This is a genomic window from Parviterribacter multiflagellatus (assembly GCF_056863265.1).
This window is the reverse complement of the sequence record NZ_JBXPIZ010000001.1, coordinates 729,698-753,703: the sequence shown is the minus strand read 5'-3', so window position 1 is coordinate 753,703 and position 24,006 is coordinate 729,698. Positions and strand designations below refer to the sequence as shown.

Here is a 24,006-nt window from a genome sequence, read left to right as displayed (position 1 = left end):
GCCCTACCGTGCGCCGAAGCGGTTGCCGAGGCCGTACCCGCCGCTCGGGATGCCCGCGAGCAGGACGAGCACCGCGGCGACGATGCCGACGATGGCCGGGAGGCCCAGCGCGACGCACAGCGCATACGCGAGGGCAGCAAGCAGAATGGCGATGATGATGCCGATCATGGGTGGTTGGACTCCCCTTGTCCGGTTGATGACAGGCATCAGCTCACTTCCCCGGAAGATCCTGCAAACAATCGGTTTGAAGATGCGGTTGGCGGGTCCGCCTTCTGTCGCGCTCCCACTCCTCGCCCTGGCTGTCTGGCCAACCAGCACGCCCGCCGCGGCCCGTCCGACGGCCGCTCAGCTGCACGCCGCCGAACGCTTCGCGGCCACCCGGGAGGGCGCGCTCAGCTACGCGGTGATCGACAGCGCCGGCCGCCTCCACAGCCGCGGCGGCACCCGCGCGTACCAGAGCGCGTCGCTCGGCAAGGCGCTCCTCCTCGTCGCCACGCTGCGCCGCCACGCGCGCACACCGCTCCCGCCCGCGACGCGCGAGCAGCTCGACCCGATGATCCGCATCTCCAGCAACCGCGCGGCGCACCTCGTGTACCGCACGCTCGGCGACGCGCCGCTCCGCGCGACGGCCGCGGCGGCGGGGATGCGGCACGTCACGTTCAACGGCACGTGGTCGAACATCACGCTCACCGCCCCCGACGTCGCACGCCTCTTCCACCGCCTCGACCGGGTCGTCCCGCCGCGCCACCGCGGGTACGCCCACGCGCTCCTCTCCACCGTGACCCCGCAGCAGCGCTGGGGCATCCCGCACGCGCTCGCGCCAAAGGGCTGGCGCGTCGAGTTCAAGGGCGGCTGGCGCGGCAGGCTCGTCCACCAGGCCGCGGTGGCGCGCCGCGGCGGACGTCGGGTCGCGCTCGCGATCCTGACCGACGCGAGCCCATCGCACGAGTACGGCCGCTGGACGCTCGAGGGCATCGCCCGGCGGCTGCTCACGAGCCCGCGATAGAGGTTCCTGCCGCGCGCGGAGCGGGAAGTCGTCGGGGGTGGATCCCGTCACCGAGACCCCGACCGAGCCGCGCGACTACGCCGCGATCAACGCCGCGTGGGCCGCGCTGGCCACCGGCCTGCTCGCCGCCTCCCGCGAGGACGCGCCGCGCACGAGCGAGCTGCCCGTCTTCGGGCTCGCGACGTTCGCCCTGACCAAGGCGCTGGCCAAGGAGAAGGTCGGCACGTGGGTGCGCGAGCCCGTCGTCGACGAGGCCGACCGCCGGCCCAAGGGCCACGGCCTGCGCTACGCCGCCGGCGAGCTGCTCACCTGCACGCGCTGTCTGGGCACGTGGAGCGCGCTCGGGCTCGTCGGCCTGCGCGTCGTCCGGCCCCGCGAGGGCCGCATCCTGGCGAACGTCCTCGCGACGGCCGCCGTCAACGACTTCCTCCAGGCCGGCTTCACGGCCCTGACCAGCAGGTCGAACGTCCTCCAGAACGCGGCCGAGCGGAGCGCCGACCGCGTCCCGGAGGACGGACCGCGGTTCAGGCCATCGGCTGCCTGATGACCGGCCGCTTGGCGGCGCCGGCCTCGTCCAGGCGGCGGACCGGCGTCGAGTAGGGCGCGTTCTGCGCGATCGACGGGTCCTCCCGCGCCTCGCGCAGGATCTCGACGATCGCGTCGACGAAGCCGTCGAGCGTCTCCTTCGTCTCCGTCTCGGTCGGCTCGATCAGCAGCGCCTCGTCGACCAGCAGCGGGAAGTAGACCGTCGGCGGGTGGATGCCGTGGTCGAGCAGCCGCTTGGCCAGGTCGAGCGTCTTGATGCCCAGCTCGCGCTTCATCGGCGCGCCGGACAGCACGAACTCGTGGCCGCACAGCTTCCCGTACGCGAGCGGCAGCAGGTCCAGCACGCCCTCCTCGCGCAGCCGCGCGAGCAGGTAGTTCGCGTTGAGGACCGCGATCTCCGACGCGTCCTGCAGCCCCGCGGCGCCCAGCGACCGGATGTACGCGTACGAACGCACGAACGTCCCGTAGTTGCCGTGGAACCCACGCAGGCGGCCGATCGACTCCGGCTTGTCGTAGTCGAGGTCGAACGTCCCGTCGGCGCCCTTCACGACCCGCGGGGTCATCAGGTACGGCTCGATGCGGTCGGACACCGCGATCGGGCCGGAGCCCGGGCCGCCGCCGCCGTGCGGCTGCGTGAACGTCTTGTGCAGGTTGAAGTGGACGATGTCGAAGCCCATGTCGCCCGGGCGCGTGCGGCCCATGACGGCGTTGAGGTTCGCCCCGTCGTAGTAGAGCGTCGCGCCCACCCCGTGCACGATCTTCGCGATCTCCTCGATGTTCTTGTCGAAGAGCCCGAGCGTGTTCGGATTGGTGAGCATCAGGCACGCCACGTCGGTGTCGGCCTTCGCGCGCAGGTCGTCGAGGTCGACGCCGCCGTCGGCGTTCGTCCCGACCTTCACGACCTCCAGGCCCGCCATCGTCACCGTCGCCGGGTTGGTCCCGTGCGCGGTGTCGGGGGTGAGGACCTTCGTGCGGGTCTCGCCGCGCGCCTCGTGGTAGGCGCGGGTGAGCAGCACGCCGGCCAGCTCGCCGTGCGAGCCCGCGCTCGGCTGGAGCGACACGTGCGGGAGGCCGCTCACCTCGGCGAGCGCGTTCTCCAGCTCGTGCATGAGCTCCAGCGCGCCCTGGGCCCGCTTGGGGTCCTGCAGCGGGTGCAGCCGCGCGTGGCCCGGCAGCGCCGTGACCCGCTCGTGCAGCCGCGGGTTGTGCTTCATCGTGCACGAGCCCAGCGGGTAGAAGCCCGAGTCGAGGTCGAAGTTCCGCTTGGAGAGCCGCACGTAGTGGCGGACGATCTCCGGCTCGCTCACCTCAGGCAGCTTCGGCCCCGCGGAGCGCTGGAACTGCTTGGGGAGCAGCTCGTCGCGCGCCACCTCGGGCACGCCAGGCTCCGGGCACACGAACGCGCGGCGGCCGGCACGCCCCTTCTCGAAGATCGTCTCGACCTTCTCGCGCTGGAGCGGCGTCTGCGTCGCGATGCTCATGCGGAGGCCCCCACGGTCGTGCGCTCGGCGGCCACGGCGGCCGCCAGCTCGGACGCCAGCCGGTCGATCTGCTCGCGCGTGCGCTGCTCGGTGAGCGCGATCAGCAGGCCGTTCTCGTACTCCGGGTAGTCGCGGCCGAGCGCGTACCCACCGTTGATGCCGGCCGCGGCGAGCCGCTCCAGCACCTTGTCGACCGGCGCGTCGACCGTCACGGCGAACTCGCGGATGACCGGCTGGTCGTGCAGCGCCTCGACGCCGTCGACGTGCTTGAGCGTCTCGCGCGCGTAGTGCGTGCGCTGCAGGAGCAGGTCGCCCAGCTCGACGATGCCCTGCTTGCCCAGCCACGTCAGGTACACGACGCCCGCGAGCGCGTTGAGCGCCTGCGAGGTGCAGATGTTCGACGTCGCCTTCTCGCGGCGGATGTGCTGCTCGCGCGTCTGGAGCGTGAGCACGAACCCGCGGCGCCCATCGACGTCGGTCGTCTCGCCCGCGATGCGGCCGGGCATGCGGCGCAGGTACGCCTCGGTGGCGGCGAAGAAGCCGAACGACGGGCCGCCGAAGTCCAGGCGGTTGCCGAGCTGCTGGCCCTCGCCGACCGCGACGTCCACGCCGACCTCGCCGGGAGGCGCGAGGATGCCGAGCGTGATCGGGTCGTACTGCGCGACCACGACCGCGGGCGAGTCCTTCGCCGCCTGCGCGAGCGCCGCGGCGTCCTCGACCGCGCCAAGGAAGTTCGGGTTCTGGAAGAAGACCGCGGACGTGTCGCCGTCGATCGCGGCGGCCCACGCGTCCGGGTCGGTGACGCCGTCCCGCAGCGGCACCTCGACCACCTCGACGCCGTACCCGTGCGCGAGGGTGCGGAGCGTCTCGCGGCTGTGCGGGTGGACGGCGCGGGAGATGACGAACTTGCCCTTCTTGTTCGCCAGCCGCGCGAGGTAGCCCGCGGCGGCCAGGGCGCTCGGGCCCTCGTACACCGACGCGTTGGAGACCGGCAGCGCCGTCAGCTCCGAGATCGCGGTCTGGTACTCGAACATCACCTGCAGCCCGCCCTGCGAGATCTCGGGCTGGTACGGCGTGTACGGCGTGAGGAACTCCGACCGCGTGACGAGCATGTCGATCAGCGCCGGCGCGTAGCTGTCGTACATGCCCGCGCCCAGGAACGTGACCTCGTCCTCGGCGCTGACGTTCTTGGCCGCCAGCGCGCGCAGGTGGTCGTAGACGTCCTGCTCGGTCATGCCGTCCGGCAGGTCCAGCCCGCGCTCGAGCCGGACCCCTTCCGGCACGAGCGCGTCGAACAGCTCATCCAGAGACGCCACGCCGATCGTGGCGAGCATCTCCTTCAGGTCATCGGGTGTGACGGCGGTGTATCGGCTCATCCAAGTCCTTCTACGTACGACCCCTGGTCGAGGAGCGAGTCCACCTCGGAGGTGTCGGACAGCTTCACCTTGACGAGCCACCCGTCCCCGTACGGGTCGGAGTTGATCGTCTCGGGAGCGTCGGCGAGACCTTCGTTCACCTCGACGATCTCCCCGGACAGCGGGGCGATGACGTCGGACACGGCCTTGACGGACTCGACCTCAGCGTAGGACTCGTCCTTGGTGACGGTGTCGCCGACGGTCGGCGGGTCGAAGAAGACCACCTCGCCGAGCGCGTCCTGGGCGTACCAGGTGATCCCGAAGGTGGCGATGTCGCCGTCGATCTGGGCCCAGTCGTGCTCCGGGTGGTAGAGCAGCCCCTCGGGGTACGTGCCGTCAGCCATCGTTCTCCTCGTTCGGTCGGTACAGCGGCTTGCGGTCCACCTGCGCGGCGCGCAGCTTCCCGCGGACGTCGATCTGGATCTCGGTGCCCGGCTCGGCCTTGGCGAGCGGCAGGTAGGCCATCCCGATGCCGATGTTCAGGCTCGGGCTGAGCGTGCCGCTCGTGACCTCGCCCCCGCCCTCGACAGGGTTGCCCTGGCGGGCGATGCCCGGGCCGGTGAGCCTGAACGGCACGAGCTTCTCGGACGGACCCTCGGCGCGCGTCCTGGCGACCGCCTCGGAGCCGATGAAGCCGGTGTCCTCCTTGCACGCCCACCCCAGGCCGGCCTCGATGGGGCCGCGGCTCTCCATCAGGTCGTTGCCGTAGAGGTGGAAGCAGACCTCGAGGCGGAGCGTGTCGCGCGCGGCGAGCCCGACGGGCGCGGCGCCGCCGGCGATCACGGCGTCCCAGACCGCCTCGGCGTCTTCGGGCCGGACGAGCAGCTCGACGCCGTCCTCGCCCGTGTAGCCGGTGCCGGCGACGAGGACGTCCGCGCCCGCCACGGTCTGCTGCGCGACCGTGAAGCGCGCGGGGAGCTCGGTGTCGGTGAGCTTGGCCACCAGCGCTCGGGCGTTCGGGCCCTGGACGGCGAGCATCGCGTAGTCCGCGGCGGCGTCGGTGACGGTGACGCCCTCCCCGAACGCGGCCGCCTGCTTGCGGAACCACGCCAGGTCCTTCTCGTGGTTGGCGGCGTTGGTGACCGTCAGGTAGCGGTCGTCGCCGAGCCGGTACGTGAAGAGGTCGTCGAGCACGCCGCCGTCCTCCTTGCACAGGAGCGCGTACTGCGCGCCGCCGACCGCGATCTTCGCGACGTCGTTGGAGAGGATGCGCTGGAGGAACTCGAGCGCGCGCGGCCCGCGCGTCTCGATCTCCCCCATGTGGCTCACGTCGAAGACGCCGACGTCCCGCCGCACCGCGAGATGCTCCTCGCGGATGCCGGCGTACTGGACCGGCATGTCCCAGCCGGCGAAGGGCACGAGCTTCGCCCCGGCCGCCGCATGGCGGGCGTGGAGCGGCGTGCGCTTGAGGGTCTCTGAAGGGGTGCCCATGGAAGCCCCGCGAGGCTACCAACGGCCCCGGCGCCGCCTGGCGGTCGCTCAGCCCGCGAGGAAGTCCGCGGTGACGCTCGCCGACCAGCCGTCGGGCAGCGGCGGCAGTCGCGCCCGCGCCGCCGCGATCGCCCGCTGGTGGGTCGGCGCCTGCACGGCGATCTCGACGGTGTACGCGCGCGGGTGAGAGGTCATGACGTACTCGCGGCCCGACCGCAGCGCCCGGCGCACGTCCGCCAGGAAGCCGTCGAGCTCCTTCGCCGACCAGCTCGCGCCCAGCGCGCGGGCGGCCGCGTCGGCCACCGCGTCCCAGGCGGCACGCTCCTCGGGGCCCTCGTCCCACGGCGGGGCGAGCTGGACGACGGCCGTCCACGTCGCGTCGGGGTCGGCGTCCGTGCGGTCCTTCCACGCCTCCTCGGGCACGCGGCGGCGCACCGGTCGCGGCAGGTCGGTGTCCGCCGTCACCAGCCGCGGCTCCTCGTCGCCGATGCGGAGGACGATCTTGTCGCCGTGGTCGCGGGCCCAGGCGAGGGCCTCGTCGAGCGTGAGATCCTCCACGAACGCGCCCATCCCGACGTGCGTCTCGACGTGCGCGCGGAACCGCCCGCTCAGGTACCAGTCGGTGCCGAGCTCGGTGCGCTCGGGCTCCTCGTTCTCGGCGATGAAGACGGTCCTGCGTCGCCGGCGCTCAGCTTCACGAGCCGAAGGCACGGCGCTGACCCATCACCCGTTCTGGGCGTCCTTCGTCCGGTAGACGTGGCAGAGGAGGTCGGTGAGCAGCTCGTCGAGGTCGTCACGGGAGGCGACGTCGAGCAGCTTGAGGTGCTCCTGGAGCTCGGTGAGGGTCATCTTGGGCTTCTGCACGGGAGCCCCAGATTCGCACGTCGAGCGCCACCGCATCAATCCCCAGTTGTGGGGATTTGTTCACGCAACTTGCTTTTGATGGACCGGTTGGCGCGGCCCCGCTCGAAATGACTCCCGGTCGCCCCGGTTCTCCGGCGGCGAGGAATCGAATGACGTCTTGACCCCGCATAGCGGGGCGAAAACGTCGATCGCCTCCGCGTGGTAGGCCCGGGCCCGGGCGTCACCCGCTAGCGGTCGCGGAGGAAGGGCGGGATGTCGATGTCGTCGTCGGAGATCTCGAGCGACTGGCGCTGGCGATCGCTGATCCGCGGGGAGCGGTCGCGCGGGCCGGGCTGCTCGGGCTCGCGCTGGCCGGAGCGGGAGGTCGCGCCGTAGCCGCCGCCGAGCGCGCGGCCCGGGGCCTTGTCGAAGCCCGTGGCGATCACCGTGACGCGGACGTCGTCGCCCATCGCCTCGTCGATCACGGCGCCGAAGATGATGTTGGCGTCGTCGCTCGACGCGCTCTGGACGATCTCCGCCGCCTCGTTGACCTCGAACAGGCCGAGGTCCGGGCCGCCGGTGATGTTGAGCAGGATGCCGGTGGCGCCCTCGACGGACTCCTCCAGCAGCGGGCTGGAGATCGCGGCCTTCGCCGCCTCCCCCGCGCGGCTCTCGCCCTGCGAGGAGCCGATCCCCATCAGCGCGCTGCCGGCGTTGGACATGATCGTCCGCACGTCGGCGAAGTCGAGGTTGATCAGGCCGGGGATCGTGATCAGGTCGGTGATGCCCTGGACGCCCTGGCGCAGGACGTCGTCGGCCATCCGGAACGCGTCGAGGATCGACGTGCGGCGCTCGACGATCGCGAGCAGCTTCTCGTTCGGGATGACGATGAGCGTGTCGACGACCTCGCGGAGGCGGGCGATGCCCTCCTCGGCCTGCCGCGTCCGCTGCGTGCCCTCGAAGCCGAACGGCTTCGTGACGACGCCGACGGTCAGCGCGCCGATCTCCTCCTTGGCGATCTCGGCGATGACGGGCGCGGCGCCCGTGCCGGTGCCGCCGCCCTCGCCGGCCGTGACGAACACCATGTCCGCGCCCTTGAGCGCCTCCTTGATGTCGTCGCGCGACTCGTGCGCGGCGCCGGTGCCCACGTCGGGGTTCGCGCCGGCGCCGAGGCCCTTCGTCAGCTCGTGGCCGATGTTCAGCTTGATGTCGGCGTCGCACATGGCGAGCGCCTGGGCGTCGGTGTTGGCGGCGATGAACTCCACGCCCCGCAGGCCGGCATCGACCATGCGGTTGACGGCGTTGGTGCCGCCGCCTCCGACGCCGACCACCTTGATGACGGCGAGGTAGCTACCGCTGGATTCCATGATGTCTGTCGTCCGACCCTTGAGTTAGCGTTGAGAGTTTTGCCTGGAGCACGCTGTTCCTGCCCGAAAGCCACGGTATGCACGGCTTACGGCGAAAGTCAACGCGGAGTCTAGCCGTGCAACCACGGTTGCAGATCCGCGAACTCTCGACGTACGCAGGAGAAACGTGATTTCGGTTGACTCAGGCTCCAGTAGAGGCTGAGACTGTGCCCTCCGGGGTCGTCGCGACCCCCGTCTGGTCCTGCGTTTCGGTTGCGGCGTTCGGATCGGCGAGCTCGCCGAGACCCCCGGCGGCTGCGCGCTCCGGGACCCGCACGTCGATGTAGGTGGCCCCCTGCGCGGCCGGGTCCGCGAGGACCCGGGCGACCGCCGTCCACTTGGCGGTGAGCTCGGTCGCGGTGCCGAAGTAGAGCTCCGGCCCCTCCTTCATCTGGAGGGTGAGCCCTTCGTCGCCGACCGTCGCGCGGGCCGCACGGCGGCGCAGCGCGTCGGGCGCGGCGGCGACGAGCTTCACCAGCTGCTCGCCCTTGGCATCGTCGATCCGGGAGCCGACCGCGCGCTCGACCTGCAGCGCGGGCACGTTGTCCGGCGGCGTCGCGCCGTCCAGCAGCCGGCCGTCGGAGGCCAGCGGGATGCGGCGCCCGCCCCGCTCGACCGTCGCGACCGCGCGGCGCTCGACGACGGTGACCGTCAGTCCGTGAGGTAGGTCACGGTCGACCTCCACACCCTTCACGGTGGGGTACCGATCGACCGCCTCGCGCAGCGCCTCGGCGTCCACGTTGAGCGTGGTCATGTCGCGGGCGACGTCGCGCAGCGCCAGCTCGATCTTGCTGGCGTCCGGGCCACTCGCCCCGCGCACCTGCACGTCGCGCACGGCGAACGTCGAGGCGTCGCGGAGGAGCAGGAAGCCCCCCACGAGGAGGATGGAGAGTGCGGCGGCGGCAAGCAGCGCGCGGCGCATGAGACGGCGGCGGCGCATCTGGTCTTGAGGGTTCGCCGCGGGCGCGGCGAGTCCTCCCGCCGTTATGACGCGACGAGGTGCGCGCCGAGGGTGTTGACGTCGCCGGCGCCCAGGATCAGCAAGAGGTCCCCCTCGCGCGCGAGGGTGCGCAGGACCGGCTCGGCCTGGTCGAACGTGCGCAGCCAGTAGACGGGCCTGCCAGGCGCAGCGTCGGCAGCCTGCTCGGCGATCGTGAGGCCGGTGACGCCCGGGAAGTCCTCCTGCCGCTCGCGCGCCGGGTAGACGTCGACGAGCGCGACCACGTCGGCGGTGGCGAGCGCCTCGCCGAACCGCCGGGCGAGCAGCTGGGTGCGGCTGAAGAGATGGGGCTGGAAGACCGCGATGACACGCCCGGCCGGCTTGGTGTCGCGGGCGGCGGCGATGGTGGCGGCGACCTCGGTCGGATGGTGGGCGTAGTCGTCGACGACGACCGCCCCGCTCGCGGTCGTGCCCAGTCGCTCGAACCGGCGGCCGGCGCCGCGGAAGGTCGCCAAGGCGCGCGCGGCCTCACCACGCTCCGCGCCCGCGAGGACGCAGGCCGCGAGCGCCGCCGCGGCGTTGCGGCGGTTGTGCTCGCCGGGCACCGCCAGCTCGGGCCCCTCCCACGCGGCGAACGGTGCGATGCCTCCGGCCGGGCGCAGGGCGAGCACGTCTGGGTCGTCGGACGGCAGCACGGCGTGCTCGGGCGTGGCGAGGAACTGCGCGAACGCCTCGCGCAGCTCGGCGAGGCCGCCCGACCACTCGGTGTGGTGGTCGAGCTCGACGTTCGTGACGACCGCGACGTCGGTGTCGAGCGCGAGGAACGAGCGGTCCGACTCGTCGGCCTCGACCACGAGCCAGTCGCCGCTCCCCCACGCGGCGTTGGTGCCGGTCGTCGAGAGCGTGCCGCCGATGAGGTACGCGGGATCGAGCCCGAGCTCCAGCAGCGCGTGGGCGATCATCGACGTGGTCGTCGTCTTCCCGTGCGCGCCGGCGACGGCGATCGTCCGCTTCTCGCGCGTGAGGCGGGCGAGCAGCTCGGCGCGCCGCAGCACGGGGACGCCCCGCTCGCGCGCCGCGACGATCTCCGGGTTGTCCTGCGGGATCGCGGTGGACACCACCACCTCGAGCTGGCTCGAGGTGGGCAGGTTCCCGGCGGCGTGGCCGATCGCGACCGCGATCCCCGCCTCGCGCACGCGCGCGAGATACGGCGACTCACCACGGTCGGAGCCCGAGACCTCGGCCCCCAGCGCGTGCGCGGCGAGCGCGTATGCGCTCAGCCCCGAGCCGGCGATCCCGACGAAGTGCAGCCGCTTCCCTGTCCAGGCGCTCATCGCGCGCAGAGGCTACGACGGCGGCGCGGTCGCGAAGGCCGTCAGGCGGTCGGCACCGCGACGCCGCGGATGAGCGGGCGCGTGATGGGCGGCGACTTCGGGAGCCGGTCCTCGTGGAGCGTCTCGACCCGCCAGCCGGCGGCCGTCAGCGTGGCGGCGGTGTCGCGGTTGGGGTGGCAGCCGCGGGCGAAGAAGCGCCAGGCGGGCGTCAGGCGGTCCTGCCACTTGGCGACGCCGGGATCGTCGGCGCGGACGTGCTCGAGGAAGAGCAGGCGGCCGCCGGGCCGGAGCACACGCCCGATCTCCGCGAGCGCCGCGTGCGGGTCGGGCACCGTGCACAGCACGAGCGTGCAGACCGCCGTGTCGCACGAGGCGTCGGGGAGCGGAAGGGCCTCCGCCGAGGCCTCCACGACCTCGACCTCGCGCCCGTCGGAGCCGGCCGCCTCGAGCCGCGCGCGGAGGCGCCGCGCCATCGGCTCCTCCGGCTCGGTCAGCACGAGCGACGTGACGGCCGCGGGGTACAGGCCGACGTTCGCGCCGGTCCCCGCGCCGATCTCGACCGTCCGCCCGCGCGCCTCGGCCAGCAGCGTCGCGCGGTGGTCGCGCAGGCCCGCCTCCTCGACGGCCGCGAGCGACCGGTCGTACAGGGCGGCGAAGAGGCGGGCGGGGACCATCACGATGCCGATCTCCCTGAGTGTGTCATCCCGGATGCCTGGTGCGGCGAGACGAACGGTGGTAGGCCGGCAGGCCGGTATCCGTCGTCTCGTCGTGCCTGGCGCCGGGAGACCCGCTCAGGCTCCCGCAGCGAGCACCTCGCGTGCGATGGCATCGGCCGCGTCGGGGCGGGCGAGCGCGAGCGACGCGGCGGACATCGCCTCCAGCCGGGCGGGGTCGTCGAGGATCGCGTCGACCTCGCGCCGCAGCCGCTCGGGCGTGACCTCGTCGTCGGGCACGAGCACCGCCGCGCCCGCGTCGACCATCCACTTCGCGTTCGAGGTCTGGTGGTCGGCGGTCGCGTGCGGGTACGGGACGAGCACCGCGGCCCGCCCGTGCGCGGCGATCTCGAAGACCGAGCCACCCGAGCGCGCGACGACGAGGTCCGCTGCGAGCAGCGCCTCCCCGAAGCGGTCGATGTAGGGCTGCAGGTCGTACCGGTCGGAGGGCACGCGCGAGACGAGGTCGTCGTAGTCGCGGCGGCCGGCGGCGTGGAGCACCCGGTAGGGCGCGTCGGCGAACCCCTCGACGGCGGCCTCGTTGATCGACCGCGCGCCCAGCGAGCCGCCGAAGATCAGCACGACGCGGTCGTCGGCCCCGAGCCCGAAGCGGGCGCGCGCGGCGGCACGGTCGGTCGCGGGCGCCGGGACGGGGCGGCCGGTGACGACGTACTTGTCGCCGTCGCGGCCGGCGAGGGGGAACGCCAGGCAGACCCGCCGCGCGCGGGGCGCGAGGAGGCGGTTCGAGATCCCGAGGTGCGAGTCGGCCTCGGCGAGGACCAGCGGCACGCGCGACGCGACCGCCGCCGCGCCCACCGGCCCGGCGACGTACCCGCCGCCGCCGAGCACGACGTCGGCCTGCTCGGCCCGCAGGATCTTGCGGGCGGCCCCGACGGCGCGCGCGGCCAGCCCGGCCGCCTTCAGGGCGGCGAGCGGGTTCGTGCGCGAGAGGCCCTTCACCGCGATGGTGCGCAGGGGGATGCCGGCGGCGGGCACGAGCTCGGCCTCCGCCCGCTCGCCCCCGACCCAGACGACCTCGGCGCCGTCAGCCTGCAGCGCGCCGGCCACCGCCAGCGCGGGTACGACGTGGCCGGCTGTCCCGCCGGCTGCGATCACGACTTTCATCTGCCCTCGATCCTGGCACGGCCCGCACGACCGAGTGCCCGCCGTTGGCGACGTTGAGCAGCAGGCCCATCGCGGTCATCAGCGTCAGCAGCGACGACGAGCCGGACGAGATGAACGGCAGCGGCACGCCGGTCAGCGGCGCGAGCCCCAGCACGGTGAAGACGTTGAGCGTCGCCTGGGAGAGGATCAGCGACGTCAGGCCCGCGCCGAGCAGCTGCGCGTACGGCCCGCGCGCGATCTTCGCGGCCCGCAGCCCCGCGTACGCGATCAGCCCGTAGAGGAAGAGCAGCACGCAGATGCCCGCGACGCCGAGCTCCTCCCCGATCACCGCGAGGATGAAGTCCGTGTGCGCCTCGGGCAGGTAGAAGATCTTCTGCACCGACTCGCCGATGCCGTTGCCGAACAGGCCGCCGGAGCCGAGCGCGATCTGGCCCTGCACCGACTGGAAGCCCTCGTCGCTCGCGTGCGCCCACGGGTCGAGGAACGTCATCAGCCGCTCGCGCCGGTAGGGCTCGGCGATGGCGAAGATCATGATGCCGACGCTGACGGAGCCGGCGATCTTGCCCAGCAGCGCGAGCGGCAGCCCGGCGGCGACCAGCAGCGCGCAGAGCGTGAAGCCGATCACCAGCGCGGTGCCGAGGTCGGGCTGGGTGAGGATCAGCAGGCACGCCGCGCCCGCGACGACGAAGAGCGGGTTGAAGACGCCCTTGAACGTCAGCACCATCTTCGGCCGCTTGGCGAGCAGGTCGACCGCGTAGAGCACCATCGCGAGCTTCATGAGCTCCGAGGGCTGGAACTGCAGCGGCCCCGCGCCAACCCACCGCGTCGCGCCGTTGACGTTGACGCCGATGCCCGGCACGTGCACGAGCAGCAGGAGGAAGAAGGAGAGCGCGAGGATCGCCGGCGTCAGGCGGCGCACCGCGTCGAGCTGCATCCGCGACGCGATCTGCAGCGCGATGAAGCCGAGCGTGCCCCACCCGAGGTACTTGATGAGGTAGCCCGTGCCGTCGCCCGAGCCCTCCAGCAGCGTTCGTGCGCTGGACGCGCTGTAGACCATCACCGCGCCGCCCGCGAGCAGGCACAGGGTCGCGGTGAGCAGGATCGAGTGCTCCAGCGGGAACGTGTTCTTCTTCTTGGCGCGTGCAGCCGGGCGGCGACGACTCACAGCCGCGTCCTTCGACGCGCGACGCGCTGCACCTGCGCGCGGAGTTACGAAAACCTGGGGAGAATCCGCCCCAGCGGATTCTCCCGGCCGATTCGGAGCCCTCCGGGTGAGCGAATCGGCTAGTCCTGCGCCGGGAGGAGCAGACCCTCCACGACCACTTCCACGAGCTCCGCGTTGCCGGACGCCTCGCGCGTCTCGGGCGGCACGTGCGTGAGCACGTCCTCGAAGCCGATGCGGATGTCGCGGTCGTGCTGGGCGGCGGCGACGAGGACGTCCCAGGTCGCCTCCTCCTCCCCGTGCCACAGGCGCGGGACGTACGGCGGCGCGGCAGCCGCGAGCAGCGCGTCGATCTCCTCCGCCGCCGCGACGGCGTCGTCGGGCGCGCGCTCCGGCACCTCGACCAGCACCCGCACCGCACGTCCTGCCATCGGCGAGTCCAGGTACGCGCGGGCCTCGTCCGCGGTCGCGATCCCGATCTCCAGCCCGACCCCGCGCGCGAGGAGCTGGTCGGCCAGCTCGACCCACCCGTCCTCGCCGACGTTGACCGAGCACAGGTGCGGGAGCACGCTCCACGTGTCGATCTGCGCCATCCGCGCGTCGACGTCGCCGTCGCAGATCCACAGCCCGGTCGTGACCGAGATCTCGATGCCCGGGCAGCGCGCGCGGATCGCGCGGACGGTCGCGTCGACGTCCTCCCCCACCAGCGTCTCGGCGCCGTCGGACGCGCGCCGCGGGTGGACGTGGAGCGAGCGCGCCCCCTGCCAGACGCACGCGTGCGCGTCGCGAGCCAGCTCGTCCGGGGTCACGGGGACGGCCGGGTGGTCCTCCCGCGTGCGGCCGCCGTTGAGACACGCCTGGACGAGCACCGGCCGCTACGTGATCGACTGCTGGTAGAGCGTGAACCCGATCGCGCTGCAGATCGCGGCGATGATCCAGAAGCGCAGGATGATCTTCGTCTCCGACCACGACATGAGCTCGAAGTGGTGGTGGATCGGGGCCATGAGGAACACGCGCTTGCGGAAGGTCTGGAAGCTGAAGACCTGGATGAGGACGCTGAGGGCCTCGATGACGAAGATGCCGCCGAGCAGGATCAGCAGGATCTCCGTCTTGGTCATGATCGCAAGACCCGCGATCACGCCGCCGAGCCCGAGCGAGCCGGTGTCGCCCATGAAGATCGTGGCGGGGAACGCGTTGAACCACAGGAAGCCGATGCACGCGCCGACGACGCAGGCGGCGAGCAGGCACAGGTCGCGCTGACCGGTCGTGATGTACGTGATGCCGATGAACGCGAGCGTCACGATCGCCGCGCAGCCGGCGGCGAGGCCGTCGAGGCCGTCGGTGAGGTTGACCGCGCTCGACGTCCCGGCGACCACCAGGTAGATCACGAGCAGGTACGGGATGCCGCCCAGCGCGCTGAGGTCGAGCGTGTAGTCGACGACGCGGAAGCGCAGCGTCTCGTTGAGGCCCGCCTGGCGCGTGGCGATCCACCACAGCCCGACCGAGATCGCGACCGTCACGGCGAGCTTCGTGCGCCCCTTCAGGCCGAGCGAGCGGCGCCGGATGATCTTCGTGTAGTCGTCGGCGAACCCGAGCAGCGCCAGCGACACCGCCGCCGCGTAGACCCCGAACGACCGCCACTCGTAGTTCGTGAGGATCAGGAACGGGATCGAGATCGCGATGAAGATGATGATCCCGCCCATCGTCGGCGTGCCCGCCTTCGAGTGGTGGCCCTCCGGCCCTTCCTCGCGGATGTTCTGGCCGAACTCGCGGACGCGCAGGAACTCGATGAAGCGCGGGCTCAGGAAGATGCAGATGAGCAGGGCGGCGGTGCCGCCGATGAGGATCTCGCCCACGCGCTACTCCCTCGCCCCTGCGGTGAGGGCCTGCGCCACGACCTCCAGGCCGACGCCGCGCGAGCCCTTCACGAGCACGGTGTCGCCGTCCTCCAGCAGCTCGGGGATGAGCGCGGCGGCCTCGGCGGCGTCCTGCACGGCGTGGTCGCCGCCCATGTGCGCGGCGCGCGGGCCGACGGTGACGAGCAGGTCGACGCCCTGGGCACGGGCGTGGTCGCCGATCTCGCGGTGGAAGCGCTCCTCGTCGGGCCCGAGCTCGAGCATGTCCCCGAGCACGGCGACGCGGCGGCCGGGGGCGGCCACGGCGAGATCGTCCAGGGCGGCGCGCATGGACATCGGGTTGGCGTTGTAGCAGTCGTTGACGACGGTGACGTTGCCAGGCAGCGCGATCCGCTGCCCGCGCAGGTCGCTGAGCGCGACCTCGACGTGCCCGCGCGGCTCGACGCCGACCGCGCGTGCCGCGGCGAGCGCGGCCGCCGCGTTGAGGCGCATGTGGTTGGAGCTGAACCCGATCTCGATCGCGCTCAGGTCGTCGCCGGGGCCGAAGGTGACCGTGGTGACGTCGTCGCGGAGGTGGGGCTCCAGGAGCGGCTCGTCGCGCGGGACGATCGCGGTGCCGCCCGCCTTGAGCCCGGCGATGACCGACGCCTTCTCCGCCGCGATGGCCTCGATCGTCCCCATCTGCTCGAGGTGGACCGGGCCGACGTTCGTGATGAGCGCGACGTCGGGCTCGGCGATCGTGGCGAGCTCGGCGATCTGGCCGGCGCCGCGCATCGCCATCTCCAGCACGAGCACCTCGGTGCCGTCGGGGGCGCCGAGGACCGTGAGCGGGAGCCCGATCTCGGTGTTGAAGTTCGCGTGCGTGGCGACCGTGCGCTTCTGCTGGCCGACCATCGCGGCGACGAGGTCCTTCGTGGAGGTCTTGCCGGTGGAGCCGGTGATGCCGATGACCTGGGCGCCGAGTGCGCGGCGCCAGGCCGTCGCCAGCCGCTGCAGCGCCGCCAGCGGGTCCTCCGCCTCCAGCACCACACCGCGCGCCGCGCCGCCTTCGCCGGAAGCGAGCGCGGCGACGTGCTCGGGGCGCACCACGACGCCCCAGGCGCCCGCGGCGAGGACGTCCGCGGCGAACCGCCCGCCGTCGGTGTGCTCCCCCACGAGGCCGAAGAAGAGGTCGTCCGGGCCGGCCTCGCGCGAGTCGATCACCGCGCGTCCCGGCCCGCTGTCGATCCCGCCGGACGCGGCGGCCAGGCGCGCGCCCGCGGCGTCCGCGACCTGCTGCGGCGTCCACGCCCTCATCGGGTCGCCCCCACGCGCGCGCGAAGTGCCTCCGCCGCCACCGCGACGTCGTCGAACGGGTGCTTCACCCCTGCGATCTCCTGCCCCTGCTCGTGGCCCTTGCCGGCGATGACGACGATGTCGCCCGCCGACGCCTCCCCCACCGCGCGCTCGATCGCGACGCGGCGGTCGACCTCCCACGGCGAGCCCGCGGGCATCCCGGCGAGCACCTCGCGGATGATCGCCTCCGGGTCCTCGGAGCGCGGGTTGTCGCTCGTCAGCAGCGGCACGTCGGCCAGCCGCGCGGCGATCTCGCCCATGATCGGGCGCTTGGCGCGGTCGCGGTCCCCGCCGCAGCCGAAGACGCAGATGACGCGCCCGTCGGGCGTCAGCTCGCGCGCGGCGCGCAGCACGTTCTCCAGCGAGTCCGGCGTGTGGGAGTAGTCCACCACCACGGTGAAGTCCTGACCCTCGTCGACGCGCTCGAACCGTCCCGGCACCTGACGCGCGCGCGGGAGCGCCTCCTCGATCACCGCGTCCGGCACGCCCAGCGCCCGCGCGGTGTGCACCGCGGCCATCGCGTTGAGCACGTTGAACAGGCCCGGCATCGGCGTCGCGACGCGCAGGCCGTCCTCGAGGATGAACCGCGAGCCCGCCGGCCCCGTCCGCAGCTGCATCGCGTCGCTGAGCGAGTACGGGACGACCTCGCGGCCCAGCCCCGGCAGCTCCTCCAGCAGGCGCGCGCCGTACGGGTCGTCCGCGTTGACGACGCACAGCTGCGGCGCTTCCTCCACGAAGAGGCGCCGCTTCGCGCGGAAGTAGTCCTCCATCGTCGGGTGGAAGTCGAGGTGGTCCTGCGTGAGGTTCGTGTAGACCGCGACGTCCCAGTGGATCGCGGCGGCGCGCTCGAGCTCCAGCGCGTGCGAGGAGACCTCCATCGCGCACGCCACGTCGCCGGCCGCGAGCATCTCCGCGAACGTCGCCTGCAGGTCGATCGCCTCCGGCGTGGTGCGGACGGACGGGCGCTCCACCCCGCCGATGGCGCTCGTGATCGTGCCGATCATCCCGGTCTGCATCCCGGCCGCCTCGAGCAGCGCGCGGATGAGGTAGGTCGTGGTCGTCTTGCCGTTGGTGCCGGTGACCCCGGCGACCTTCAGGCGCGCGGTCGGGTCGCCGTGGAAGCGCGCGGCGGCGGGCGCCATCGCGGCGCGCACGGACGGGACGACCACCTCGGGGGCGCCGAGGCCCAGCGGGCGCTCGACCACGAGGGCGGCGGCGCCCCGGCTCACCGCGTCCGGGGCGAAGTCGTGCCCGTCGCGGGTGAACCCGGGCACGCAGAAGAAGAGCGTCCCGGGCTCGACCCGCCGGTTGTCGTAGGCCAGGCCTGCGACCTGGACCGGCGGGGCGTCCGGAACGCCGAGGACCTCGGCCAGGAGCATTGCGCCCCGAGGCTACTCCGGCGGGATCCGGAGGTAGGTGAGCGCGAACGACGTGATCTTCTGGAACGCCGGGGCCGCGACCTCGCCGCCGTAGATCGCGCCCTGCGGCTCGTCGACCATCACCGCGACGAGCAGCTTCGGGTTCTTGGCCGGCGCGAAGCCGACGAAGGACGCGATGTAGCGCGACTCGGAGTACTCCCCGGTCTGCTCGTCGATCTTGTTCGCCGTGCCGGTCTTGCCGGCCAGGTCGTAGCCCTCGACCTTCGCCTCGGCCGCGGTGCCGCCCGGCGCGAGGACGCCCTCGAGCATCTTGCGCACCGATGCCGCGGTCTCCTCGGAGATCACGCGGTGGCCCTTGGGCATCGCGGTCTCGCGGCCGTCGACCGACTTGACGATCCGCGCCGGGCGCAGGACGCCGCCGTTGGCGATCGCCATGTACGCGGTCGCCATCTGCATCGGCGTGACGCTGATGCCCTGGCCGATCGGCAGGTTGCCCATCGACGAGCCCGAGTAGTCCTCGACGTCCAGCACCTGGCCGGCCTCCTCGCCGGGCAGGTCGACGCCGGTCCGCTTGCCGAAGCCGAACTTGCGGACCCACTGGTCGAAGCGGGTGGCGCCGAGCCGGTCGCCGATCATGATCGAGCCGACGTTGGACGACTGCGCGAGGATGCCGCTCGTGCTGAGCGAGATGTACCCGCGCGGGTGCGACTCGCCGATCTCGCGGTCCGCGACCTGGATCGTCGGCGGCAGGTTGAACATCGTCTCCGGCGTGACCTTGCCGTCCTCCAGCGCGCCCGCGACGGTGAACGCCTTGAAGGTCGACCCCGGCTCGTAGTTGAAGCCGACCGCGCGGTTCTGCTTCGCGTAGTCCGGGGCGCCGGCGAGGTTGTTGGCGTCGACGCGCGGCCAGTTGGCGAGCGCGAGCAGGTCGCCGTTGCGCGGGTCGAGCACGACCGCGGTGGCGCCGCGCGGGCGGTACTTCGCGCCGACGCCCTGGAGCACGTCCTCGACCTTGTCCTGGATCGCGGCGTCCATCGTCAGCTCGAGCTTCGAGCCCGGCTCGGCGGGGTCGGGGTCGCGGACCGAGATCGGCTCGCCCAGCGCGTCGCGGACGATCTTGCGCGTGCCGTCGTTGCCCTTGAGCAGGTGGTCCATCGAGTACTCGAGGCCCGACAGGCCCTTGCCGTCGGTGCCGACCGTGCCGAGCACCTGCGACGCGGTGAAGTCGCGCGGGTAGACGCGGCGGCTGGTCGGGGTGAACGTGAGCCCCGCGATCCTCAGCTTCTCGAGCTGGTGCGAGCGCCGCGCGGGCACGCCGCGCTGGATGTAGACGAAGCCCGTGTCGCGGCGGAGGAGCTTCTTGAGCACGTCCTCCTCGGCGAGCCCGAGCACGCCGGCGATCTGCTTGGCGGCCTTCGGCGGGTCCTTGACGAGGTACGGCGTGGCCGAGACGTCGTCGGCCGGCTCGGACACGGCGAGCTCGGTCCCGCGGCGGTCGACGATCGCGCCGCGCGTGGCGGGCACGTGGATCTCGCTGGCCTGCTGGGTCGCAGCGGCGTTGCGCAGGGTCGCGCCCTTCACGGTCCCCAGCCACGTCGCGCGCGCCGCGGCGGCGACGAGCAGCACGAGGAAGACCGCGAAGAGGAGGCCGATGCGGCGGGGGATGAGCGGCACGGCGCTACTGCCCGGTCCCCGGCGCGGCGGCGGCGCCGGCCGCGGTGGCGCCCGCGGCGTTGGCGGGCGGAGCCTGCTGGGTCTGCGGCTGCACGGTCCCGGTGCCCGTCGCGGCGGCACCACTGGTCGAACCAGTTGCGCCACTGGTCGAACCAGTTCCCGCCGGCGGCGTGGTGGCGGTCGTGCCCGTCGTGCCCGCGGTGCCCGTCGGGCCCGCGGCGGTCCCGCTCGTGCCGGCCGCGGCGCCCGTGGTCGCGCCGGTCGCGGCCGCGCCGCTGGTCGAACCAGCTGCCCCGCTGGTCGCACCAGTCGCGGCGGGGTCGGTGGCGCCGGTGGTGGCCGCGCCGGTGGAGGGGTCGGTCGTGGCGCCGGGCTGCGCGGCGGTGTCGCCGGCCACCGGGGAGCCGACCGCGGTGGCGCCCGCGGCCGCGGCGGCCGCCGTCGCCTGGGCCTGCTCGCTCGGCGGGCGCATCGTCTTGGCGGCCTTCGCCGCGTCCTGCTCCATCCCGTTCGAGCGGAGGTAGCGCACGTCGCCGGCCGGCGGCATCACGAGCCCGTTGGCGATCGCCTCCCGCTGGATTCGCTCCTCCGACGAGAGCGCCGACACCTCACGGCGCATGTCCGCGTTCTGGCGCGCGAGCACGTCGGAGCGCTCGACCGCCTGGCCGATGCCCGCGTTCATCCCGAGCATCGACACCTGCATGAAGACGAGGCCGATGAGGCCGATGGCGATCAGCGCGATCCACGCGCGCCCGCGCAGGAGCCGGTCGAGCCAGCGCGCGTCGGGCAGCCGGACGAGCGCGTCCGCGACGCGCGCGCCGAGCGGGAGCCCGGGCTGCGGCAGCGCGACGGCGCCGGCGGAGGTACGCGCGACCTGCGCCTGCGGGCGCGGCCGCGAGCGCGGGCCGACGCCCCCGGGGATCCCCTGCAGCCTGCCGCGCGCCGGACCGGACACGCGGCGGGCGCCTCTGGGGGCGACGCTGCGACGTACGTGTGGGCGGTGTGCTGTAGCGGGTCCTGCGCTCACGTCATGTCCCTCCGCGGGGCGTCCGGCCCCGTGCTCGGTGTCCTGCTGGTGGTGTTCTCCGGGCGCTCCTCGCGGAGCTTCCGGGCGGCGCGAAGCCGTGCCGACTTCGCGCGGGGGTTGGCGGCGATCTCCTCGGCGGTGGGCACCGTGCCCCGGCCGATCAGCTCCGCGAGCGGCTCACCGCCACACACGCACACCGGAAGCTGGGGCGGGCAGACGCACCCCACGGCGAGGTCGGCGAGGAACCGCTTCACGGGTCGGTCTTCCAGGGAATGGAAGGAGATCCCTGCAAATCGGCCGTTCACCCGGATGAGGTCCCAGGCGACGGGGAGCGCGCGCTCGAGCTGCCCGAGCTCGTCGTTGACGACGATCCGGATGGCCTGGAACGTGCGCTTGGCCGGGTGCCCGCCGCCGAACCGCGACGCGGCCGGGATGGCGCTCGAGATCACCTCGACCAGCTCCTGCGTGGTCTCGATCGGCCGCGCGCGCACGATCGCGCGCGAGACCTGCTTGAAGTACCGCTCCTCCCCGAGCTCCTTGATCGCGCGCCCGAGCTGCCGCTCCTCCCACGTGTTCACCACGTCGGCCGCGGTGAGCTCCTGCTCGGGGTTCATCCGCATGTCGAGCGGCGCGTCGTAGACGTAGGAGAAGCCGCGCTCCAGCGTGTCGATCTGCATCGACGACACGCCGAGGTCCATGTACACCAGGTCCGCGCGCACGCCCTCGTCGGCCAGCTCCTGCAGGCCTTCGGCGAAGCCGGCGGCGACGAACCGCGTCTCGCACGGCGCGTCCGCGGCGAAGCGCTCGTAGTGCTCGCGCGCGAGCGGGTCGCGGTCGACGGCGATGAGCAGGCCGTCCGGGCCGAGCCGCTCCGCGACCAGCGACGCGTGGCCGCCGGCGCCGAAGGTGCAGTCGATCGCGACCTCACCCGGCTGCGGGTCGAGCGCCGCGATCAGCTCGGCGGCGAGGACGGGGATGTGCGCCTGTCCCGTCATCTCAGCCAGCATGGCTCAACCGACCCCGGATGTCCTTGATGTCCGCGACGAGCGACTCGTTGTAGTCGGCCCAGCGCTGGCGGTCCCAGACCTCGAGGCGGTTGCGCGCGCCGGTCACCACGACCTCCTTCGTGAGGCCGGCGTGATCGAGGAGGAACGGGGGGAAGCCGACGCGGCCGGCGGAGTCCAGCTCCGTCTCGTGCGAGTTCGCGGCGAAGAAGCGCTCGAGCTTGTCGGCCTCCTCGCTGAGCGGGTGCAGCCCGCTGAGGATCGACTCGGTGTAGCTGTCGTACGCATCCGGCACCCAGAGCGCGACGCACGGCTCGGTCCCCTTCGCCATCACGACCCCCTCCGCGAGTGCGGCCCGGAAGCGGGCCGGGACGGTGAGCCGGTTCTTGGCATCGAGGCTGTAGTCGAAGGTTCCGCGGAAGGAGGCCATGCGCGTCGGCCGAAGCGGTTCGCGGGGGTGTCACGAGCCGAGGTGGAGGAGTGGGAGGAGCCCCTCCACCCCGGCTCGCGTTTGCGACGGTAGCCCACTATCCCCCACTCTGCAACCCCATATGCACCCTTTCTCCCACCATCCCCAGAATTCGTCCACCCGGGTGCCCGAAAACCCCGATGGACACTGGTGGGACGTCGTGGGGGACCGGACCGGACAGAAGGCGACGCAAGAGGACTTGCAGCCGGGTACGGTCTGTCCTGCATGAAGCGACGACACCTCCCTGTCCCGCTCCTCGCCGCCGCGGCGCTCGCCGTGGGTTGCGGTGGGGAGAGCGGGTCCCCTGACGCCGATCCCGCCGCGATCGCGCCGACCAGCTCCGCCGTCTACGTGGAGATCCCGCTGAAGCTCGACGACGAGCAGTCAGCCAACGTCAAGGCCCTGTCCCAGAAGCTGCTGGGCATCGCGGACCCGGGCGCCGAGATCCGCAAGCAGCTCGACGACGACGGCCCCACCGGTGGGAAGTCGTGGGAGGACCTCGAGAAGATCGTCGGCGACCGCGCCGGCATCTTCTTCACGTCGCTCGGCGAGGGTGGCGACGGGGAGCCGCAGGGCGCGATCGTCGCCGCGACCGAGGATCCCGACAAGGCGTGGGAGGAGCTGAAGAAGCCGTCCGACGGCGAGAAGCTCGTCGACCGCACGTACAAGGACGTCGAGTACAAGCTCGAGGAGGGCGCTGACCCGACCGCGTACGCGCTGGTCTCCGACTACGCGGTGATCGGCAGCGAGAGCGGCATCAAGGCGACGATCGACGCGTCCAAGGGCGACGGCCTCGACGGCGTGGCCGCGTTCGAGCAGGCGCGCGACCAGGTCGACGACGACGCGCTGGGCTTCGGCTACCTGCGGTTCGAGCAGCTCCTCGCCGCGGCCGGCCCTGAGGCGGCGGCGCTGCGGCCGGTGCTCGGCCAGCTCGGCGAGGCGGTGGCCCTCTCGGTCGACGCCGAGAAGGACGCGATCTCGGTCGAGGCCGCGCAGCTGGGCGTCAAGGGCGGCGCGGCCGGCACCGGTGACCCGGGCTCGGTGCTCGCGACGCTGCCGGCCGACTCGTGGCTCGCCGCGGGCGTCGCGGACGTCGGCGGCCAGGTCGACCAGGCGCTGGAGCAGGTCGCGCAGCTCGGCGCGTTCGGCGGCGTCGACGTCGACCAGGTGCTCGAGCAGGTCCAGAGCGCGTTCGGCATCGACGTCCGCAAGGACCTCGCCGCGTGGATGGGCGACGCGGGGATCTTCGTCCGCGGCACGAGCCTGAACGACATCGGCGGCGGGCTCGTCGTCCAGTCCAAGGACGCCGCCGCGTCGAAGGCCGTCGTGCCGAAGCTCGAGCGGTTCATCCGGGCCGCGTCCGACGGCGATGCGCGCGTGAGCAAGCTCAGCCGGAGCGGCGTCGACGCGGGGTTCACCGTCCGCGCCAAGGAGCTGCCGCTGCCGATCCACGTGGCCGCCGCCGGCGACAAGTTCGTCATCGCGGTCACCGACGCCGCGCTCGAGTCCGCGCTCAACCCGTCGGCGCCGCTCGAGCGCGGCGCGGCCTACAAGAACGCGGTCGCGAAGCTCGGCGACGACGTCAAGCCGGCGCTGATCCTCGACCCGGCGCCGCTCGCGTCGCTGCTCGAGGGCCTCGGCGTCGCCCAGCAGGCCCCCGAGGCCGCGATGGTCGTCGACGTGCTGAAGAAGCTCTCGACGGTCGCCGCCGGCGGCAAGCGCGAGGGCGACATCGCCACCGGCGAGCTGGTGGTCGGCGTCAAGTAGCTGAGCGGGTCTCGCGGCGCCTGGCACGACGGGACGACGCCTACCGGCCGTCCGGCCTCCTGGCGTTCGTCCCGCCGCACCAGGCATCCGCGA

Annotated in this window: 24 protein-coding genes; 3 read left to right on the top strand and 21 right to left on the bottom strand. The window is 72.9% G+C overall.

The genetic code is table 11. From position 1 onward, the window contains the following. Nucleotides 1-3 precede the first annotated feature (3 nt). Nucleotides 4-168, bottom strand: coding sequence for a hypothetical protein (locus AC1UE5_RS03430; RefSeq protein WP_482920658.1), 165 nt, complete (start codon nucleotides 166-168; stop codon nucleotides 4-6). A 235-nt stretch (nucleotides 169-403) separates the two neighbouring features. Between AC1UE5_RS03430 and AC1UE5_RS03425 the strand changes: the two genes are divergently transcribed. Further along, a complete protein-coding gene (locus AC1UE5_RS03425; RefSeq protein WP_482920657.1) occupies nucleotides 404-1,006 on the top strand; it encodes a serine hydrolase in 603 nt (200 codons plus the stop codon). Nucleotides 1,007-1,043: 37 nt separating this feature from the next. Then, nucleotides 1,044-1,550 carry a DUF1360 domain-containing protein gene (locus AC1UE5_RS03420; protein ID WP_482920656.1) on the top strand — a complete coding sequence of 169 codons (507 nt, stop codon included), beginning with the start codon at nucleotides 1,044-1,046 and terminating at the stop codon, nucleotides 1,548-1,550. Here AC1UE5_RS03420 and gcvPB read toward each other — a convergent pair. The 20 genes from gcvPB to mraZ all read right to left on the bottom strand — a co-directional run bounded on the left by gcvPB (nucleotide 1,531) and on the right by mraZ (nucleotide 22,107). Next, entirely contained in the window at nucleotides 1,531-3,033 is a 1,503-nt protein-coding gene (gcvPB, locus tag AC1UE5_RS03415) for an aminomethyl-transferring glycine dehydrogenase subunit GcvPB (protein ID WP_482920655.1), read from the bottom strand. The genes AC1UE5_RS03420 and gcvPB overlap by 20 nt on opposite strands. Beyond that, nucleotides 3,030-4,409: an aminomethyl-transferring glycine dehydrogenase subunit GcvPA gene (gcvPA, locus tag AC1UE5_RS03410; RefSeq protein WP_482920654.1), complete on the bottom strand. Its 1,380-nt coding sequence runs from the start codon at nucleotides 4,407-4,409 to the stop codon at nucleotides 3,030-3,032. The genes gcvPB and gcvPA overlap by 4 nt, the downstream gene beginning before the upstream one ends. Continuing rightward, the gene (gene gcvH / locus AC1UE5_RS03405; RefSeq protein WP_482920653.1) at nucleotides 4,406-4,792 is read right to left on the bottom strand and encodes a glycine cleavage system protein GcvH; all 387 of its coding nucleotides are present in this window, start codon (nucleotides 4,790-4,792) and stop codon (nucleotides 4,406-4,408) included. The genes gcvPA and gcvH overlap by 4 nt, the downstream gene beginning before the upstream one ends. Then, entirely contained in the window at nucleotides 4,785-5,879 is a 1,095-nt protein-coding gene (gene gcvT / locus AC1UE5_RS03400) for a glycine cleavage system aminomethyltransferase GcvT (RefSeq protein WP_482920652.1), read from the bottom strand. The genes gcvH and gcvT overlap by 8 nt, the downstream gene beginning before the upstream one ends. Before the next feature lie 48 nt (nucleotides 5,880-5,927). Continuing rightward, entirely contained in the window at nucleotides 5,928-6,590 is a 663-nt protein-coding gene (locus tag AC1UE5_RS03395) for a hypothetical protein (protein WP_482920651.1), read from the bottom strand. Nucleotides 6,591-6,602: 12 nt separating this feature from the next. After that, on the bottom strand, nucleotides 6,603-6,743 hold the full coding sequence (locus AC1UE5_RS03390; RefSeq protein ID WP_482920650.1) for a hypothetical protein: 141 nt from the start codon (nucleotides 6,741-6,743) through the stop codon (nucleotides 6,603-6,605). 227 nt (nucleotides 6,744-6,970) lie between these two features. Next, entirely contained in the window at nucleotides 6,971-8,089 is a 1,119-nt protein-coding gene (gene ftsZ, locus AC1UE5_RS03385; RefSeq protein ID WP_482920649.1) for a cell division protein FtsZ, read from the bottom strand. 181 nt (nucleotides 8,090-8,270) lie between these two features. Next, nucleotides 8,271-9,068 (bottom strand): cell division protein FtsQ/DivIB, encoded by a 798-nt coding sequence (locus tag AC1UE5_RS03380; RefSeq protein WP_482920648.1) that lies wholly within the window; start codon nucleotides 9,066-9,068, stop codon nucleotides 8,271-8,273. A gap of 44 nt (nucleotides 9,069-9,112) precedes the next feature. Next, nucleotides 9,113-10,402 carry a UDP-N-acetylmuramate--L-alanine ligase gene (locus AC1UE5_RS03375; protein ID WP_482920647.1) on the bottom strand — a complete coding sequence of 430 codons (1,290 nt, stop codon included), beginning with the start codon at nucleotides 10,400-10,402 and terminating at the stop codon, nucleotides 9,113-9,115. 41 nt (nucleotides 10,403-10,443) lie between these two features. Next, a complete protein-coding gene (locus tag AC1UE5_RS03370; protein ID WP_482920646.1) occupies nucleotides 10,444-11,076 on the bottom strand; it encodes a class I SAM-dependent methyltransferase in 633 nt (210 codons plus the stop codon). Between the two features lie 117 nt (nucleotides 11,077-11,193). Beyond that, nucleotides 11,194-12,183 carry a UDP-N-acetylglucosamine--N-acetylmuramyl-(pentapeptide) pyrophosphoryl-undecaprenol N-acetylglucosamine transferase gene (locus AC1UE5_RS03365; RefSeq protein ID WP_482920645.1) on the bottom strand — a complete coding sequence of 330 codons (990 nt, stop codon included), beginning with the start codon at nucleotides 12,181-12,183 and terminating at the stop codon, nucleotides 11,194-11,196. Next, nucleotides 12,161-13,405: a putative lipid II flippase FtsW gene (gene ftsW, locus AC1UE5_RS03360; protein WP_482920644.1), complete on the bottom strand. Its 1,245-nt coding sequence runs from the start codon at nucleotides 13,403-13,405 to the stop codon at nucleotides 12,161-12,163. Before ftsW ends, AC1UE5_RS03365 begins: the two co-directional genes overlap by 23 nt. A 119-nt stretch (nucleotides 13,406-13,524) precedes the next feature. Continuing rightward, entirely contained in the window at nucleotides 13,525-14,271 is a 747-nt protein-coding gene (locus AC1UE5_RS03355; RefSeq protein ID WP_482920643.1) for a 3-keto-5-aminohexanoate cleavage protein, read from the bottom strand. Between the two features lie 6 nt (nucleotides 14,272-14,277). Then, nucleotides 14,278-15,258, bottom strand: a complete 981-nt coding sequence (mraY, locus tag AC1UE5_RS03350) for a phospho-N-acetylmuramoyl-pentapeptide-transferase (protein WP_482920642.1) — start codon at nucleotides 15,256-15,258, stop codon at nucleotides 14,278-14,280. A 3-nt stretch (nucleotides 15,259-15,261) separates the two neighbouring features. Beyond that, nucleotides 15,262-16,554 (bottom strand): UDP-N-acetylmuramoyl-tripeptide--D-alanyl-D-alanine ligase, encoded by a 1,293-nt coding sequence (locus AC1UE5_RS03345; protein ID WP_482920641.1) that lies wholly within the window; start codon nucleotides 16,552-16,554, stop codon nucleotides 15,262-15,264. Next, a complete protein-coding gene (locus tag AC1UE5_RS03340; RefSeq protein WP_482920640.1) occupies nucleotides 16,551-17,972 on the bottom strand; it encodes a UDP-N-acetylmuramoyl-L-alanyl-D-glutamate--2,6-diaminopimelate ligase in 1,422 nt (473 codons plus the stop codon). The genes AC1UE5_RS03345 and AC1UE5_RS03340 overlap by 4 nt, the downstream gene beginning before the upstream one ends. A gap of 12 nt (nucleotides 17,973-17,984) precedes the next feature. Continuing rightward, nucleotides 17,985-19,646 carry a peptidoglycan D,D-transpeptidase FtsI family protein gene (locus AC1UE5_RS03335; protein WP_482920639.1) on the bottom strand — a complete coding sequence of 554 codons (1,662 nt, stop codon included), beginning with the start codon at nucleotides 19,644-19,646 and terminating at the stop codon, nucleotides 17,985-17,987. Nucleotides 19,647-19,650: 4 nt separating this feature from the next. Continuing rightward, nucleotides 19,651-20,601 carry a hypothetical protein gene (locus AC1UE5_RS03330; protein ID WP_482920638.1) on the bottom strand — a complete coding sequence of 317 codons (951 nt, stop codon included), beginning with the start codon at nucleotides 20,599-20,601 and terminating at the stop codon, nucleotides 19,651-19,653. A gap of 68 nt (nucleotides 20,602-20,669) precedes the next feature. Next, nucleotides 20,670-21,668, bottom strand: coding sequence for a 16S rRNA (cytosine(1402)-N(4))-methyltransferase RsmH (gene rsmH, locus AC1UE5_RS03325; RefSeq protein ID WP_482920637.1), 999 nt, complete (start codon nucleotides 21,666-21,668; stop codon nucleotides 20,670-20,672). A 1-nt stretch (nucleotide 21,669) separates the two neighbouring features. Beyond that, the gene (mraZ, locus tag AC1UE5_RS03320; RefSeq protein WP_482920636.1) at nucleotides 21,670-22,107 is read right to left on the bottom strand and encodes a division/cell wall cluster transcriptional repressor MraZ; all 438 of its coding nucleotides are present in this window, start codon (nucleotides 22,105-22,107) and stop codon (nucleotides 21,670-21,672) included. A 264-nt stretch (nucleotides 22,108-22,371) separates the two neighbouring features. Here mraZ and AC1UE5_RS03315 point away from each other — a divergent pair, with 264 nt between their 5' ends. Then, nucleotides 22,372-23,913, top strand: a complete 1,542-nt coding sequence (locus AC1UE5_RS03315) for a DUF3352 domain-containing protein (RefSeq protein ID WP_482920635.1) — start codon at nucleotides 22,372-22,374, stop codon at nucleotides 23,911-23,913. Nucleotides 23,914-24,006 lie beyond the last annotated feature (93 nt).